13 protein-coding genes and 1 tRNA gene are annotated in these 16,256 nt (G+C 67.5%); all 14 read right to left on the bottom strand.

The features are described from left to right. A partial coding sequence (locus G545_RS14615) for a GTP-binding protein (protein ID WP_005434227.1) occupies positions 1 to 94 on the bottom strand: 94 nt, incomplete at its 3' end. 92 nt (positions 95 to 186) lie between these two features. Continuing rightward, positions 187 to 2,274, bottom strand: a complete 2,088-nt coding sequence (gene fusA / locus G545_RS0111560) for an elongation factor G (protein WP_027070516.1) — start codon at positions 2,272 to 2,274, stop codon at positions 187 to 189. Positions 2,275 to 2,412: 138 nt separating this feature from the next. Beyond that, a complete protein-coding gene (rpsG, locus tag G545_RS0111565) occupies positions 2,413 to 2,880 on the bottom strand; it encodes a 30S ribosomal protein S7 (protein ID WP_027070517.1) in 468 nt (155 codons plus the stop codon). 15 nt (positions 2,881 to 2,895) lie between these two features. Continuing rightward, positions 2,896 to 3,267: a 30S ribosomal protein S12 gene (gene rpsL / locus G545_RS0111570; RefSeq protein WP_027070518.1), complete on the bottom strand. Its 372-nt coding sequence runs from the start codon at positions 3,265 to 3,267 to the stop codon at positions 2,896 to 2,898. 289 nt (positions 3,268 to 3,556) lie between these two features. Continuing rightward, entirely contained in the window at positions 3,557 to 7,795 is a 4,239-nt protein-coding gene (gene rpoC, locus G545_RS0111575) for a DNA-directed RNA polymerase subunit beta' (RefSeq protein ID WP_027070519.1), read from the bottom strand. 127 nt (positions 7,796 to 7,922) lie between these two features. Further along, a complete protein-coding gene (gene rpoB, locus G545_RS0111580) occupies positions 7,923 to 12,092 on the bottom strand; it encodes a DNA-directed RNA polymerase subunit beta (RefSeq protein WP_027070520.1) in 4,170 nt (1,389 codons plus the stop codon). 221 nt (positions 12,093 to 12,313) lie between these two features. Next, on the bottom strand, positions 12,314 to 12,691 hold the full coding sequence (rplL, locus tag G545_RS0111585) for a 50S ribosomal protein L7/L12 (RefSeq protein ID WP_027070521.1): 378 nt from the start codon (positions 12,689 to 12,691) through the stop codon (positions 12,314 to 12,316). A gap of 70 nt (positions 12,692 to 12,761) precedes the next feature. Further along, positions 12,762 to 13,286 carry a 50S ribosomal protein L10 gene (rplJ, locus tag G545_RS0111590; protein WP_027070522.1) on the bottom strand — a complete coding sequence of 175 codons (525 nt, stop codon included), beginning with the start codon at positions 13,284 to 13,286 and terminating at the stop codon, positions 12,762 to 12,764. 347 nt (positions 13,287 to 13,633) lie between these two features. Next, entirely contained in the window at positions 13,634 to 14,335 is a 702-nt protein-coding gene (gene rplA, locus G545_RS0111595) for a 50S ribosomal protein L1 (RefSeq protein WP_027070523.1), read from the bottom strand. A 4-nt stretch (positions 14,336 to 14,339) separates the two neighbouring features. Beyond that, the gene (gene rplK / locus G545_RS0111600) at positions 14,340 to 14,768 is read right to left on the bottom strand and encodes a 50S ribosomal protein L11 (RefSeq protein WP_027070524.1); all 429 of its coding nucleotides are present in this window, start codon (positions 14,766 to 14,768) and stop codon (positions 14,340 to 14,342) included. A gap of 197 nt (positions 14,769 to 14,965) precedes the next feature. Further along, on the bottom strand, positions 14,966 to 15,565 hold the full coding sequence (gene nusG / locus G545_RS0111605) for a transcription termination/antitermination protein NusG (protein WP_052106791.1): 600 nt from the start codon (positions 15,563 to 15,565) through the stop codon (positions 14,966 to 14,968). A gap of 4 nt (positions 15,566 to 15,569) precedes the next feature. Beyond that, the gene (gene secE / locus G545_RS0111610; protein ID WP_027070526.1) at positions 15,570 to 15,947 is read right to left on the bottom strand and encodes a preprotein translocase subunit SecE; all 378 of its coding nucleotides are present in this window, start codon (positions 15,945 to 15,947) and stop codon (positions 15,570 to 15,572) included. Positions 15,948 to 15,990: 43 nt separating this feature from the next. Further along, positions 15,991 to 16,066: transfer RNA gene (locus G545_RS0111615), tRNA-Trp, on the bottom strand. Between the two features lie 96 nt (positions 16,067 to 16,162). After that, positions 16,163 to 16,256 (bottom strand): EF-Tu C-terminal domain-related protein (locus G545_RS15440; protein WP_455429472.1); only part of this gene is annotated, 94 nt, incomplete at its 5' end.

The following is a 16,256-nucleotide window of genomic DNA, read 5'->3' on the forward strand; positions in this document are numbered from 1 at the left end:
GCGCCGCGGTCAGCGTGGTCTTGCCGTGGTCGACGTGACCGATGGTGCCCACGTTCACGTGCGGCTTGGTGCGCTCGAACTTACCCTTGGCCATGCTGGATTACCTCTGATGCCTCTGTGTGTTGATCCTGGGGGAAGCCCCCGGGCGGAACGCCCGGGGACCGTGCCGGGGAGCCCGGCGGATGCTTACTTCTTGACCACCGCCTCGGCGATGTTGGACGGCGCCTCGGCGTAGTGGTCGAACTCCATCGTGTAGGTGGCGCGACCCTGCGACATCGAACGCAGCTGGGTGGCGTAGCCGAACATCTCACCCAGCGGGATCATCGCGTTGATGATCTTGCCCGACGGGCTCTCGTCCTGGCCCTGCAGCACGCCGCGGCGGCGGCTCACGTCGCCCATCACGTCGCCCAGGTAGTCCTCGGGGGTGACGATCTCGACCTTCATGATCGGCTCCAGCAGCACCGGACTGGCCTTGCTGAAGCCTTCCTTGAACGCCATCGAGCCGGCGATCTTGAACGCCATTTCCGAGGAGTCGACCTCGTGGTACGAGCCGTCGACCAGGCGGACCTTGAAGTCAACGATCGGGTAGCCGGCGAGCAGGCCGCTGGCAGCCGCCTCCTGGATGCCCTTGTCGACGGCCGGGATGTATTCCTTCGGCACCACGCCGCCGACGATCGCGTTCTCGAACACGTAGCCCTCGCCCGGCTCCTGCGGAGCGAGCTCGATCCACACGTGGCCGAACTGGCCCTTGCCGCCCGACTGGCGGACGAACTTGCCTTCGACCTTGACCTGCTTGCGGATGGTCTCGCGGTAGGCGACCTGCGGCTTGCCGACGTTGGCCTCGACGTTGAACTCGCGCTTGAGGCGGTCGACGATGATGTCCAGGTGCAGCTCGCCCATGCCGGAGATGATGGTCTGGCCGGACTCCTCGTCGGTCTGCACGCGGAAGGACGGATCCTCCTGCGCCAGGCGGCCGAGGGCGATGCCCATCTTCTCCTGGTCACCCTTGGTCTTGGGCTCCACCGCCATCGAGATGACCGGCTCCGGGAACACCATCTGCTCGAGGGTGATGACCGCATCGGCGGCGCACAGGGTGTGGCCGGTGGTCACGTCCTTCAGGCCGACCGCCGCGGCGATGTCGCCGGCGCGGACTTCCTTGATCTCCTTGCGGTCGTTGGAGTGCATCTGCAGCAGCCGGCCGATGCGCTCGCGCTTGTTCTTGTGCGGGTTGAAGACCTGGTCGCCGGCCGACAGCACGCCCGAGTACACGCGGAAGAAGGTCAGCGAGCCCACGAACGGGTCGGTGATGATCTTGAACGCGAGCGCCGCGAACTTCTCGTCGTCGGAGGACTTGCGGGTGACTTCCTGCTCGTTCTCGTCCAGGCCGCTGACCGGCGGCACGTCGATTGGCGACGGCAGCAGCTGGACCACGCCGTCGAGCATGGCCTGCACGCCCTTGTTCTTGAACGCGGTGCCGCAGAACACCGGGACAATCTCGGTCTTCAGGGTGCGCTCGCGCAGGCCGGCGATGATCTCGTCCTCGGACAGTTCGCCCTCGTTGAGGTACTTGTCCATGAGCTCTTCGTTGGCCTCGGCCGCAGCCTCGACCATGAACGCGCGCGCCTCGGCGGCCTTGTCGGCCAGCTCGGCGGGGATCTCGCCGTACTCGAACACGGTGCCGTGCGACTCGGCATCCCAGTGGATGCGCTTCATCTTCACCAGGTCGATGACGCCGTCGAAGCTGTCCTCGGCGCCGACCGGCACCTGCATCGGGACCGGGTAGGCACCCAGGCGCGACTTCAGCTGGGCGACGACCTTGTCGAAGTTGGCACCGGTGCGGTCCATCTTGTTGACGAAGGCCAGCCGCGGCACGCGGTACTTGTTGGCCTGGCGCCAGACGGTCTCCGACTGCGGCTGCACGCCGCCGACCGCGCACAGCACGAACACGGCGCCATCGAGCACGCGCAGCGAGCGCTCCACCTCGATGGTGAAGTCGACGTGCCCCGGGGTGTCGATGATGTTGAAGCGGTGCTCCGGCAGGTTCTGGTCCATGCCCTTCCAGAACGCGGTGGTCGCCGCCGACTGGATGGTGATGCCGCGCTCCTGCTCCTGCTCCATCCAGTCCATCGTCGCCGAACCGTCGTGGGTCTCGCCCAGCTTGTGGTTGACGCCGGTGTAGAACAGGATGCGCTCGGAGGTGGTGGTCTTGCCGGCATCGATGTGGGCCATGATGCCGAAATTGCGGTAACGCTCGATGGGAGTGGTGCGAGCCACGGGACCCTCTCGTATTTGTCTTGGTTTCCGAATGGCCGGAAGCCGCGTGCGCGGCTCCGGTTCACATGGCGGCAGGGCCGCCGCGGCACCACCCCAGGGCGACGCCAGTTGCCCCGCCAGCGGCGGGGCTTGGGCTTGTTACCAGCGGTAGTGCGAGAAGGCCTTGTTGGCCTCGGCCATGCGATGGATCTCCTCGCGCTTCTTGATCGCGCCGCCGCGGCTTTCCGAGGCGTCGATCAGTTCGGCGGCGAGCTTGCGCGGCATCGAGTTCTCGCCGCGCTTGCGGGCGGACTCGATCAGCCAGCGCATGGCGAGCGCCATGCGGCGGGAGGCGCGGACCTCGACCGGGACCTGGTAGGTCGCACCACCGACGCGGCGGGACTTGACCTCCACGGCCGGCGAGACGTTGCCCAGGGCCTTCTCGATCACCTCGAGCGGGGCCGGGTTCTTCTCCCCGATCACGTCCATCGCACCGTAGACGATGCGCTCGGCGACGGACTTCTTGCCGCTCTTCATGACCATGTTGATGAAACGCGCGATCGTCTCGCTGCCATGCTTGGGATCGGGCAGGACGGAACGCTGCGGTGCGGAGCCTTTACGCGACATTGAATCAGTCCCTCATCACTTCGGGCGCTTGGCGCCGTACTTCGAACGGCGCTGGCGGCGCTTGGCGACGCCGGCGGCGTCGAGCGAGCCACGCACGGTGTGGTAACGCACGCCGGGCAGGTCCTTGACGCGGCCGCCGCGGATCAGCACCACCGAGTGCTCCTGGAGGTTGTGGCCCTCGCCGCCGATGTACGAGATGACCTCGTACCCGTTGGTCAGGCGCACCTTGGCCACCTTGCGCATGGCCGAATTCGGCTTCTTCGGGGTGGTGGTGTACACGCGGGTGCAGACGCCGCGGCGCTGCGGGCAGTTCTCAAGGGCGGGGGAATCGCTCTTGTAGGTGGGCGCCTGCCGCGACTTGCGGACCAGCTGATTGATCGTCGCCATCTGGAGCTCTTTGGTGGTTGGCGGGCCGCGGGTTGCCGGCGTGCCATGTGAAAAAAACGAACGGCAAGCCGGATACACCCGGCCCACCGAGACGGAAAAGCATAGCGCGTGCGCAGGATCCGTGTCAATGCACGTCCGCACACGCTTCCCCTGCCTCCGGCGTTGGATCCGCCGGGGCCGGGGCAATGCCATCGATCCCGCCCTTCCCTGGGCCCAACACGAGGCGCTCCGTGCGCCTCATTTGGTGATCTGGGCGCCCCCGCGAAGGGGGCGCCGGAACCGCACTATCTTACAGCTCGCCGGACTCCGGGCCAACCGCATCGGCCTGGTCCGCGGTCTCGCTGGCTGCCTCGCCAGCGCCGACCGGGGCCGCCAGGGTGGCCATCTCCGACTCGGTCAGGCCGCTGGCGTCCTTGCGGCGCTGGGTGTGGTACGCCAGCCCGGTGCCGGCCGGGATCAGCCGGCCGACGATCACGTTCTCCTTGAGGCCCCGCAGGTGATCGCGGGTACCCCGCACGGCGGCCTCGGTAAGCACGCGGGTGGTCTCCTGGAAGGAGGCCGCGGAGATGAACGACTCGGTCGCCAGCGAGGCCTTGGTGATGCCCAGCAGCACCGGCTCGCCGCGCGGCACGATGCCGGCGTCCATGGCCTCGACCCGGCGGACCTCCTCGACGAAGCGCTGTCGCTCGATCTGCTCGCCGGCCAGGAACTTGCTGTCGCCCGCGTCGGTGATCTCGACCTTGCGCAGCATCTGGCGAATGATCACCTCGATGTGCTTGTCGTTGATCTTCACGCCCTGCAGGCGGTAGACGTCCTGGATCTCCTTGACCAGGTACGCGGCCAGCTCCTCGACCCCCTTCAGGCGCAGGATGTCCTGCGGGGTCGGCTCGCCGTCCACCACGGTCTCGCCCTTCTCGACGTGCTCGCCCTCGAAGACGATGACCTGCCGGTACTTCGGGATCAGCTCCTCGTGGTCGTTGCCGTCGGCGTCCTTGATGACCAGGCGCTGCTTGCCCTTGGTCTCCTTGCCGAAGCTGATCACGCCCGACTTCTCGGCCAGGATCGCCTGGTCCTTGGGCTTGCGTGCCTCGAACAGGTCCGCCACGCGCGGCAGGCCGCCGGTGATGTCGCGGGTCTTGGAGGCCTCCTGCGGGATCTTGGCGACCACGTCGCCCACGCCCACCGGCGCGCCGTCCTGCAGGTTGACGACCGAGCGCGGCGGCAGCTGGTACTGCGCCGGCAGGTCGGTACCCGGGATGTTCAGGTCGTTGCCGTCCTTGTCGACGATCCGGACGATCGGGCGCAGGTCCTTGCCCTGCGAGCCGCGGCGCTTGGGATCGGTGATCTCGCGCGAGGCCAGGCCGGTCAGCTCGTCGGTCTTCTCGATCACCGTCACCCCGTCGACGAAGTCGATGAAGCGGAGGAAACCGGCGACTTCCGAGACGATCGGGTGGTTGTGCGGATCCCAGTGGGCCACGGTCTGGCCCGCCTTGACCTCGGCGCCGTCGACCACGTCCACGGTCGCACCGTAGGGCAGCTTGTAGCGCTCGCGCTCGCGGCCGTAGCTGTCGAGGATCGACAGCTCGCCCGAGCGCGAGACCGCGACCAGGCTGCCGTTGGCGTGGGCCACGTGCTTGAGGTTGTTGAACTTGACCGTACCGGTGGTCTTGATGGTGACGTTGTCGATCGCCGCCGCACGCGAGGCCGCACCACCGATGTGGAAGGTCCGCATGGTGAGCTGGGTGCCCGGCTCGCCGATCGACTGCGCGGCGACCACGCCCACCGCCTCGCCGTGGTTGACCAGGTGGCCACGGGCCAGGTCGCGGCCGTAGCACCTGGCGCACACGCCGAACGCGGATTCGCAGGTGATCGTCGAACGCACCTTCAGCAGCTGGACGCCGGCCTCCTCGAGCTTCACCACCCACTTCTCGTCGAGCAGGGTGTTGCGGGTCACGATCGGCTCGTCGTCATCGCCCGGCAGGTAGACGTCCTCGGCCACCACGCGGCCCAGCACCCGCTCGCGCAGCGGCTCGACCACGTCGCCGCCCTCGACGATCGGGGTCATGCTGAGGCCCTCGGTGGTCCCGCAGTCGTCCTCGGTGATCACCACGTCCTGCGCCACGTCGACCAGGCGGCGGGTCAGGTAGCCCGAGTTCGCGGTCTTCAGCGCGGTGTCGGCCAGGCCCTTTCGCGCGCCGTGGGTCGAGATGAAGTACTGCAGGACGTTGAGGCCCTCGCGGAAGTTCGCGGTGATCGGGGTCTCGATGATCGAGCCGTCCGGGCGGGCCATCAGGCCGCGCATGCCGGCCAGCTGGCGGATCTGCGCCTGCGAACCACGCGCGCCGGAGTCGGCCATGATGTAGACCGAGTTCATCGACTTCTGGTCGACGGTCTCGCCCTTGGCGTTCTTGACCTTCTCGAAGCCGATGGTGTCCATCATCGCCTTGGCCACGCGCTCGTTGGTGCGCGACCAGATGTCGACCACCTTGTTGTAGCGCTCGCCGGCGGTGACCAGGCCCGACTGGTACTGCTCCTGGATCTCCATGACCTCGGCCTCGGCCTCGTCCAGGATCCCCTTCTTCTCGTCCGGAATGGTCATGTCGTCGATGCCGATCGACACGCCCGCGCGTGTGGCGTAGGCGAAGCCGGTGTACATCAGCTGGTCGGCGAAAACCACGGTCTCCTTCAGGCCCAGGCGGCGGTAGCAGGAGTTGATCAGCCGGCTGATGTTCTTCTTGTTGAGCTCGACGTTGGCCAGCTCGAACGGCAGCGCCACCGGCAGGATGTCGTGCAGCAGCGCACGGCCGACGGTGGTGTCGACGATGGAGTTGACCTCGTAGCGGTTGCCGTCGTCGTCGATCACGGTCTCGGTGATGCGGACCTTGACCTTGGCGTGCAGCTCGACCACGCGGTTGTCGTAGGCGCGCTTCACCTCGGCGATGTTGGCGAACACCATGCCCTCGCCCTTGCGGTTCTCCAGGGCGCGGGTCATGTAGTACAGGCCGAGCACGACGTCCTGCGATGGCACGATGATCGGCTCGCCGTTGGCGGGCGACAGGATGTTGTTCGACGACATCATCAGCGCACGCGCTTCCAGCTGGGCCTCCAGGCTCAGCGGGACGTGCACGGCCATCTGGTCACCGTCGAAGTCGGCGTTGAACGCGGTGCAGACCAGCGGGTGCAGCTGGATCGCCTTGCCCTCGATCAGCACCGGCTCGAAGGCCTGGATGCCCAGGCGGTGCAGGGTCGGCGCACGGTTCAGCAGCACCGGGTGCTCGCGGATGACCTCCTCGAGGATGTCCCAGACTTCCGCCTCTTCGCGCTCGACCAGCTTCTTGGCCGCCTTGATGGTGGTGGCCAGGCCGCGGCGCTGCAGCTTGGCGAAGATGAACGGCTTGAACAGCTCCAGCGCCATCTTCTTGGGCAGGCCGCACTGGTGCAGCTTCAGGTACGGGCCGACCACGATGACCGAACGGCCCGAGTAGTCGACGCGCTTGCCGAGCAGGTTCTGGCGGAACCGGCCCTGCTTGCCCTTGATCATGTCGGCCAGCGACTTGAGCGGGCGCTTGTTGGTGCCGGTGATGGCGCGGCCGCGGCGGCCGTTGTCCATCAGCGCGTCGACCGACTCCTGCAGCATGCGCTTCTCGTTGCGCACGATGATCTCGGGCGCGTTGAGCTCCAGCAGGCGGCGCAGGCGGTTGTTGCGGTTGATGACGCGGCGGTACAGGTCGTTCAGGTCGGAGGTCGCGAAGCGGCCGCCGTCCAGCGGGACCAGCGGGCGCAGGTCCGGCGGCAGCACCGGCAGCACGGTCAGGATCATCCACTCCGGCTTGTTGCCGGACTCGACGAAGGCCTCGATCAGCTTGATGCGCTTGGTCAGGCGCTTGAGCTTGGTCTCCGAACCGGTGGCGGCGATGTCCTCGCGCAGCTGGACCATCTCGGCCTGCAGGTCGAGGGTGCGCAGCAGGTCGTAGACCGCCTCGGCGCCCATCGCGGCCTCGAAGTCGTCGCCGTGCTCCTGGCGCATCTGCATGTACTGCTCTTCGTTGAGCAGCTGGCCGCGCTCGAGCGGGCTCAGGCCCGGCTCGGTGACCACGAAGGCCTCGAAGTACAGGATCCGCTCGATGTCGCGCAGGGTCATGTCCAGCATCAGGCCGATGCGCGACGGCAGCGACTTGAGGAACCAGATGTGCGCGACCGGGCTGGCCAGGTCGATGTGGCCCATGCGCTCGCGGCGCACCTTGGCCAGCGTGACCTCGGTTCCGCACTTCTCGCAGACCACGCCGCGGTGCTTCATGCGCTTGTACTTGCCGCACAGGCACTCGTAGTCCTTCACCGGCCCGAAAATGGCGGCGCAGAACAGGCCGTCGCGCTCGGGCTTGAAGGTGCGGTAGTTGATGGTCTCGGGCTTCTTGACCTCGCCGAAGGACCACGAGCGGACCAGGTCGGGGGAAGCCAGGCCGATCTTGATCGAATCGAAATCAAGCGCCGGACGCTGCTGGTTGAACAGGTTGAGCAGGTCTTTCATTTTCTTTCTCCGTAGAGGAGTAAATCCTGGGGGGAAGGCGGGGGCCGGGAGCGGGAACCGGGAGCGGGAACGACGCTGCGGAAGAGTGCGCGCTGTCGTTCCCCGTTCCCTGTTCCCCGTTCCCGCCTTAGTCCTCCTCGAGCTCCATGTTGATGCCCAGCGAACGGATCTCCTTCACCAGCACATTGAAGGACTCCGGCATGCCCGCGACCATCTCGTACTCGCCATCGACGATGTTCTTGTACATCTGGTTGCGGCCCTGCACGTCGTCGGACTTCACCGTCAGCATTTCCTGCAGGGTGTAGGCCGCGCCGTACGCCTCCAGCGCCCAGACCTCCATCTCGCCGAAGCGCTGGCCGCCGAACTGCGCCTTGCCGCCCAGCGGCTGCTGGGTGACCAGGGAGTACGGGCCGGTCGAGCGGGCGTGCATCTTGTCGTCGACCAGGTGGTTGAGCTTGAGCATGTGCATGTAGCCCACCGTGACCGGGCGGTCGAAGGCCTCGCCGGTGCGGCCGTCGTGCAGCACGGCCTGGCCGGAGGACGGCAGGTCGGCCAGGGCCAGCATGGCCTTGATCTCCGCCTCCTCGGCCCCGTCGAACACCGGGGTCGCCATCGGCACGCCGTCGGTGAGGTTGCGGGCCAGGGTCAGCAGCTCCTCGTCGGAGAACTGCGACAGGTCCACGCGCTCGCCGGCGAGCTTGTTGTCGTGGTTGTAGATCTGGTCGAGGAACTTGCGCAGCTCGGACACCTTGGCCTGCGCCTCGAGCATGCCCTGGATCTTGCGGCCCAGGCCCTTGGCGGCCCAGCCCAGGTGGGTTTCCAGGATCTGCCCGATGTTCATGCGGCTCGGCACGCCCAGCGGGTTGAGGACGATGTCGACGGTCTCGCCGTCGGCCATGTACGGCATGTCCTCGACCGGCACGATGGTGGACACCACGCCCTTGTTGCCGTGGCGGCCGGCCATCTTGTCGCCCGGCTGGATGCGGCGCTTCACCGCCAGGAACACCTTGACCATCTTCAGCACGCCCGGGGCGAGGTCGTCGCCCTGGGTGATCTTGGCGCGCTTGTCGGCGAACCGGCGCTCGAACTCCTGCTCGTGCGCGGTGATCTGCTTCTGGGCGCGCTCGATCGCCTCGACCGCGTCCTCGTCCTTCATGCGCAGGGAGAACCAGTCCTTCCTGGGCATGCTGTCGAGGACCAGCGAGGTGACGGTCTCGCCCTTCTTCAGGCCGGCGCCGCCGTTGGCGACCTTGCCGATCAGCTGGCCGCGCAGGCGGTCGTAGATGGCCGCCTCGAGGATCCGGAACTGGTCGTCGAAGTCCTTCTTGACCCGGCGGATCTCGGAGTCCTCGATCTGCTGGGCGCGCTTGTCCTTCTCGATGCCGTCGCGGGTGAAGACCTGCACGTCGATGACCGTGCCGTCCATGCCCGGCGGCACGCGCAGCGAGCTGTCCTTAACGTCGGAGGCCTTCTCGCCGAAGATCGCGCGCAGCAGCTTCTCCTCGGGGGTCAGCTGGCTCTCGCCCTTCGGGGTGACCTTGCCGACCAGGATGTCGCCGGCCCGCACCTCGGCGCCGATGTACACCACGCCCGACTCGTCGAGGCGGTTGAGCGCCTGCTCGGAGACGTTGGGGATGTCGGCGGAGATCTCCTCCGGCCCCAGCTTGGTGTCGCGGGCGACCGCGGTCAGCTCCTCGATGTGGATCGTGGTGTAGCGGTCCTCGGTGACCACCCGCTCCGACAGCAGGATCGAGTCCTCGAAGTTGTAGCCGTTCCACGGCATGAAGGCGACCAGCATGTTCTGGCCCAGCGCCAGCTCGCCGATGTCGGTCGACGGGCCGTCGGCCAGCACGTCGCCGCGCGCCACCACGTCGCCCACGTTCACCAGCGGGCGCTGGTTGATGCAGGTGTTCTGGTTGGAGCGGGTGTACTTGACCAGGCTGTAGATGTCGACGCCGGCATCGTGCTCGCCGGAGATCTCGTCCTCGTTCGCCTTGACCACAATGCGGCCGGCGTCGATCTGCTCGACGGTGCCGCCGCGCAGGGCGTTGACGGTCACGCCGGAGTCGCGCGCGACCGCGCGCTCGATGCCGGTGCCCACCAGCGGCTTCTGGGCACGCAGCGTCGGCACCGCCTGGCGCTGCATGTTCGCGCCCATCAGTGCGCGGTTGGCGTCGTCGTGCTCCAGGAACGGGACCAGCGCCGCGGCCACCGAGACGGTCTGCATCGGCGAGACGTCCATGAACTGGACCTCGGACGGCGGCTTGAGCATCGACTCGCCCTGGTAGCGGCAGTCGACGAACTGCTCGCTGAGCCGGCCCTCACCGTCCTGCGGCGCGTTGGCCTGGGCGATGACGTACTCGTTCTCCTCGATCGCCGACAGGTACTCGACCTCGTCGGTGACCTTGCCGTCCACGACCTTGCGGTACGGGGTCTCCAGGAACCCGTAGTCGTTGGTGCGGGCGAACACCGCCAGCGAGTTGATCAGGCCGATGTTCGGGCCTTCCGGGGTCTCGATGGTGCACACGCGGCCGTAGTGGGTCGGGTGCACGTCGCGGACCTCGAAGCCCGCGCGCTCGCGGGTCAGGCCGCCCGGGCCAAGGGCCGACACGCGGCGCTTGTGGGTGACCTCCGACAGCGGGTTGTTCTGGTCCATGAACTGCGACAGCTGCGAGGAGCCGAAGAACTCCTTCACCGCCGCGGCGACCGGCTTGGCGTTGATCAGGTCCTGCGGGGTCAGGCCATCGGCCTCGGCCATCGACAGGCGCTCGCGCACGGCGCGCTCCACGCGGACCAGGCCGACGCGGAAGGTGTTCTCGGCCATTTCGCCGACCGAGCGCACGCGGCGGTTGCCCAGGTGGTCGATGTCGTCGACCATCCCGCGCCCGTTGCGGATCTCGGTCAGGACGCGGATCACGTCCAGGATGTCGGAGCTCTCGCCGTTCTCGGCGACCAGCGAGCGCGACTCCTCGTCCTTGCGGTCGGCGAAGTACTTGCCGTCGTACAGCACCGAGGCGCCCTCGGTCTCCTTGCGGCCGAGGCGGCGGTTGAACTTCATCCGGCCGACCGAGGACAGGTCGTAGCGGTCGAAGGTGAAGAACAGGTTGTGGAACAGGTTCTGCGCGGCGTCCTTGGTCGGCGGCTCGCCCGGGCGCATCATGCGGTAGATCTCCACCAGCGCCTCGAGCTGGTTGCGGGTGGGATCGATGCGCAGGGTGTTGGAGATGTACGGACCGCGGTCGAGGTCGTTCACCCACAGGGTGCCGACGTGCTCGATGCCGGCCTTGCGGAAGGCCTCCAGGTGCTCCTCGGTGATCTCGTCGTTGGCCGCGGCGACCAGCTCGCCGGTGCCGGGGTCGACCACGTCATGGGCCAGGATGCGGCCGACCAGGTAGCTGTCGGGCACGGCCAGCGCCTCGATGCCGGAGGCCTCGAGCTGCTTGATGTGGCGCGCGGTGATGCGGCGGCCGGCCTCGACGATGACCTTGTCGCCGTCGGCCAGGTCGAAGTCCAGGGTCTCGCCGCGCAGGCGCTCGGGCACCAGCTCCAGCTGTACGCCTTCCTTCGGGTCGATGTGGAAGCTGTTGACCTCGAAGAACTCGGCGAGCATCTCCTCGTTGGAGTAGCCGAGCGCGCGCAGCAGCACGGTGACCGGCAGCTTGCGGCGGCGGTCGATGCGGGTGTAGAGCGCGTCCTTCGGGTCGAACTCGAAGTCCAGCCAGGAGCCGCGGTAGGGGATGATGCGGGCGCTGTAGAGCAGCTTGCCCGAGGAATGGGTCTTGCCGCGGTCGTGGTCGAAGAACACGCCCGGCGAGCGGTGCAGCTGGGAGACGATGACCCGCTCGGTGCCGTTGACGATGAAGGTGCCGTTGGCGGTCATGAGCGGGATCTCGCCCATGTACACCTCCTGCTCCTTCACGTACTTGATCGACTTGCTCGAGGACTCGCGGTCATAGATGACCAGGCGCACGGTCACGCGCAGCGGGGCGCCGTAGCTCATGCCACGGGTGCGGCACTCGCGCTCGTCGAAGGCCGGCTCGCCGAGCTTGTAGCCGACGTACTCCAGCGCGGCGTTGCCGTTGTAGCTGCTGATCGGGAACACCGACTTGAGCGCGGCGTGCAGGCCGCGGTCGGCGCGCTTGGCGGGGTCGACGTCTTCCTGCAGGAACTGGCGGTAGGAATCGACCTGGATCGCCAGCAGGAAGGGGACCTCCAGGATCGACTTGCGCTTGCCGAAGTCCTTGCGGATGCGCTTCTTCTCGGTGAACGAGTAATTCGTCGTGGAAGCTGTGGTCATGGTGAGCTACCGCCTCGGGGGTCTGCTGCGGGCCGCGTAGTGGCGGCCCCGGGGGAACATGGGAATTGCCAGTTGGAAGTCGCTGGTATTGCCGGCACCAGCACGCCCTCTCCCGCTACTTCCGACTGTCAACTCGCGGCTTTCTACAACGGCCAAAGGCCGGGGGCTTTCGCCCCCAGCCTCAGGTGGTCGCCGGTGTGGCCTGGCGACGCAAGTACTGCTTACTTCACTTCGACGGAAGCGCCGGCAGCCTCGAGGTCCTTCTTCATCTTCTCGGCGTCTTCCTTCGACAGGCCTTCCTTCACTTCCTTCGGCGCGCTCTCGACCAGGTCCTTGGCCTCCTTCAGGCCCAGGCCGGTGATGGCGCGGACGACCTTGATGGTCTCGACCTTCTTCTCGCCGGCGGCCTTCAGCACGACGGTGAACTCGGTCTGCTCCTCGGCGGCGGCGGCACCGCCAGCGGCCGGGGCGGCGGCGACGGCGACCGGGGCGGCGGCGGAGACACCGAACTTCTCCTCCATCGCCTTCACCAGCTCCATCACCTCGACGAGGCTCTTCTCGGCGATCGCGTCGATGATCTGCTCGTTGCTCAGGGACATTTCGTATTACCTCGGGTTATGTGTTTTTGGAAACGACTGGGTCACGGGAAACCGCAACCGAACTGGGGTGTCAGGCCGCCTTCGCCTGGCCAGCCGCGTTGATGACGCGGGTGACCTGCGACGCCGGCTCGCTGAGCAGGCGCACGAGCTGGGTGGCGGGCTGGGTCATGACGCTGAGCAGCATCGACAGCGCTTCGTCGCGGGTCGGCAGCGAAGCCAGGACATCCACGTGGGTGCCCGGGTACTTCTGCCCACCGAGCGAGACGACGCGCGGCTTCAGCTTGTCGTTCGCCTTGGCGAACTCCTTGATCAGGCGTCCGGCAGCACCCGGATCCTCCTGCGAGAAGGCATACAGCAGCGGACCGACCAGCTCGTCCTGGACGACGGCATAGTCGGTGTCTTCCACCGCACGCGAGACCAGCGTGTTCTTGGCAACCTTCAGATACACGCCCGACTCGCGGGCCTTCTTGCGCAGGTCGGTCAGCTGGCTGACCGTGAGGCCCACGTACTCCGCGGCGACCAGCGAGTGCGCCTTGGAGGCGACCTCGGCCAGTTCGGCAACGACTTCCTGCTTCTGGGTCAGATTGAGAGCCATTGCACTCCTCCGTACTTCAACTCCACCGGGTGCGACATGCACGCCGGTGGTACTCCGGTCGGCACCGTCTGGCCCGGTGCCGGGACACCGCGAGGTGTCCGGGTGGTAGCCGTTTCCAGGAATCCTGGAGGGTCGGCACCATCTACGCAGGCCCGGCCCCGGGGGGGCTGGATTAAGCGGACCCGATTGCGGCGGCGGCGATTCCCTGCCAGTACGAGCTTCCCTGCCCGCCCCCGCCACGCGCTGTCCGCGCCTGCGGTCTTTGACGGCCATCGCCCCGGCGAACCGGGACAACCGCCCTCAAAACCATCCGGCGGGCCGCACTGGCGACCCGCCGGCAAATCAGATCAACGCGCGAGCGCGAGGCTCGCCTGTTCGACCGGCACGCCCGGCCCCATCGTGGAGCTGATCGAGACCTTCTGCAGGTAGGTGCCCTTGGCGGTGGCCGGCTTGGCCTTCACCAGGTCCGACAGCAGCGCCTCGAGGTTCTCCTTGAGCTTGCCGTCCTCGAAGTCGATCTTGCCGATGGTGCAGTGGATGATGCCGGCCTTGTCGGTGCGGTAGCGGACCTGGCCGCCCTTCGCGTTCTTCACCGCCTCGGCGGCGTTCGGCGACACGGTGCCGACCTTCGGGTTCGGCATCAGGCCGCGCGGGCCCAGCAGCTGGCCCAGCTTGCCGACCACGCGCATGGCGTCCGGGGTGGCGATCACCACGTCGTAGTCCAGGTCACCGGCCTGCATCTTCTCGGCCAGGTCATCCATGCCGACGATGTCGGCGCCGGCGGCCAGGGCCTCGTCGGCCTTGGCACCGGCCGGGGCGAACACGGCCACGCGCACGCTCTTGCCGGTGCCGGCCGGCAGTACGGTCGAGCCGCGCACCTGCTGGTCCGACTTGCGGGCATCCACGCCCAGGCGCACGGCCACGTCGACGGACTCGACGAACTTGGCGCGGGCAGTGTTCTTGATGATCTGGATGGCCTCGTCGAAGGCGTACGCCTTGCCCGGGACCACTGCGGCCTTGATGGCCTTCTTGCGCTTGTTCATTGCCATGGCCTCAGCCCTCCACCGACAGGCCCATCGAACGGGCGGTACCCGCGATGGTGCGCACGGCCGCGTCCAGGTCGGCAGCGGTCAGGTCGGGTTCCTTCGCCTTGGCGATCTCCTCGAGCTGGGCGCGGGTGACCTTGCCCACCTTCTCGGTGTTCGGGCGCTTGGAACCGCTCTGCACGCCGGCCGCCTTCTTGAGCAGGATCGTGGCGGGCGGGGTTTTGGTGATGAAGGTGAAGGTACGGTCCGAGTAGGCCGTGATCACGGTCGGGATCGGCAGGCCCGGCTCCATCTTCTGCGTGGCGGCGTTGAACGCCTTGCAGAACTCCATGATGTTCAGGCCACGCTGGCCCAGCGCCGGGCCGACCGGCGGCGACGGGTTGGCCTGGCCGGCCTTGACCTGCAGCTTGATATAGCCGACTACTTTCTTTGCCATCTGGGTGGTCTCTCCGGGTGCGAACGCCCTGTGCGGGCTCCCCATCGGGCCGGGAGGGAGCGTGCCCCGGCATCACGTCGTGCCACCCTCCGCACCGGTGGGCGGGCGGAAAGCGGACCGGCCCGCCCCTTGCGGAAAGCGAGCCCGGCAGTATAGCACCCGGCCGCGGCCCCTGCGGGCGCCGCGCGGGGTATCGTTCAGGCCTTCTCGACCTGCCCGAACTCCAGCTCCACCGGGGTGGAGCGGCCGAAGATCGACACCGCCACGCGGAGCCGGCTCTTCTCGTAGTTGATTTCCTCGACCACGCCGTTGAAGTCGTTGAACGGGCCGTCGGTGACGCGGACCATCTCGCCCGGCTCGAACAGCACCTTCGGGCGCGGCTTCTCGACGCCCTCCTGGACGCGGTCCAGGATCTGCGCGGCCTCGTGGTCGGCGATCGGCAGCGGCCGGTCGGCGGTGCCGCCGATGAAGCCCATGACCTTCGGGGTTTCCTTGATCAGGTGCCAGCACTCGCTGTCGATGCGCGGGATCCCGCCTTCGTCGTGCGTGGCGATCTGCACCAGCACGTAGCCCGGGAAGAACTTGCGCTCGGAACGGCGCTTCTGGCCGCCGCGCATCTCGACGACCTCCTCGGTCGGAACGAGGACCTCGCCGAAGCGGTCGCCCATTTCGGCGCGCGCGATCCGGTCGCGCAGCGCCTGCGCCACGGACTTCTCGAAGCCCGAATAGGCATGCACCACGTACCAGCGGCGATTGCCGGCGGATTGGTCCTGGTTCTGTTCTTCCACCTGGGTCATCTCCTTACTGGCCAAGCAGCCACCGCACCACCGCCTGGATCACCACGTCGAAGCCCGCGAGCAGCAGGCTGATGACCACCACGGCAAGGGCGACCACCCACGTGGTCCGGGTGGCTTCCTGGCGCGTCGGCCAGACCACCTTGCGCAGCTCGAACCGGGACTCGGAGAGGAACTCGCGGGTCCGGGCTCCCAGCGCGGTGGTCATGAACAGCGCCACGCCGGCGACCAGGCCGCCGAGGACGGCAAGCGCGCGGACGCCGGTCGGCCACTGGCCGAACCAGTAGAAGGCGAACACGCCGCCAAGGACCAGCAGCACCGCGACGACATGCTTGGCGATGTCACCGGCGCTCTGGGGGCTGGGCTGCTCGACCTTGCTGTTCATCCGATTCGGCTACGCGTGCCGCTTGCGCGGCCGCGCCATCAGGTGGCACGCCAGGAGGGACTCGAACCCCCAACCTGCGGTTTTGGAGACCGCTGCTCTGCCAATTGAGCTACTGGCGTATTTACGGGTTCCGGAAAAGGCAACGGCGGCCTGCGCCGCCCTGCCGTTTACGGCGATCGAGTGCGGCTGCGCCTTCGCGCAGCCGCACCGGTGCATTACTTGATGATCTTCGCCACCACGCCGGCGCCGACGGTGCGGCCACCCTCGCGGATCGCGAAGCGCAGGCCCTCGTCCATCGCGATCGGGTTG

The sequence above is a fragment of the Lysobacter defluvii IMMIB APB-9 = DSM 18482 genome, assembly GCF_000423325.1.
GTDB lineage: Bacteria > Pseudomonadota > Gammaproteobacteria > Xanthomonadales > Xanthomonadaceae > Novilysobacter > Novilysobacter defluvii.

Excerpts from the sequence above, each read along its gene's own strand:
- rpsG (WP_027070517.1), bottom strand. The coding sequence starts at position 2,880 with ATGTCGCGTAAAGGCTCCGCACCGCAGCGTTCCGTCCTGCCCGATCCC.
- rpsL (WP_027070518.1), bottom strand. The coding sequence starts at position 3,267 with ATGGCGACGATCAATCAGCTGGTCCGCAAGTCGCGGCAGGCGCCCACC.
- rpoC (WP_027070519.1), bottom strand. The coding sequence starts at position 7,795 with ATGAAAGACCTGCTCAACCTGTTCAACCAGCAGCGTCCGGCGCTTGAT.
- rpoB (WP_027070520.1), bottom strand. The coding sequence starts at position 12,092 with ATGACCACAGCTTCCACGACGAATTACTCGTTCACCGAGAAGAAGCGC.
- rplL (WP_027070521.1), bottom strand. The coding sequence starts at position 12,691 with ATGTCCCTGAGCAACGAGCAGATCATCGACGCGATCGCCGAGAAGAGC.
- rplJ (WP_027070522.1), bottom strand. The coding sequence starts at position 13,286 with ATGGCTCTCAATCTGACCCAGAAGCAGGAAGTCGTTGCCGAACTGGCC.
- rplA (WP_027070523.1), bottom strand. The coding sequence starts at position 14,335 with ATGGCAATGAACAAGCGCAAGAAGGCCATCAAGGCCGCAGTGGTCCCG.
- rplK (WP_027070524.1), bottom strand. The coding sequence starts at position 14,768 with ATGGCAAAGAAAGTAGTCGGCTATATCAAGCTGCAGGTCAAGGCCGGC.
- nusG (WP_052106791.1), bottom strand. The coding sequence starts at position 15,565 with ATGACCCAGGTGGAAGAACAGAACCAGGACCAATCCGCCGGCAATCGC.
- secE (WP_027070526.1), bottom strand. The coding sequence starts at position 15,947 with ATGAACAGCAAGGTCGAGCAGCCCAGCCCCCAGAGCGCCGGTGACATC.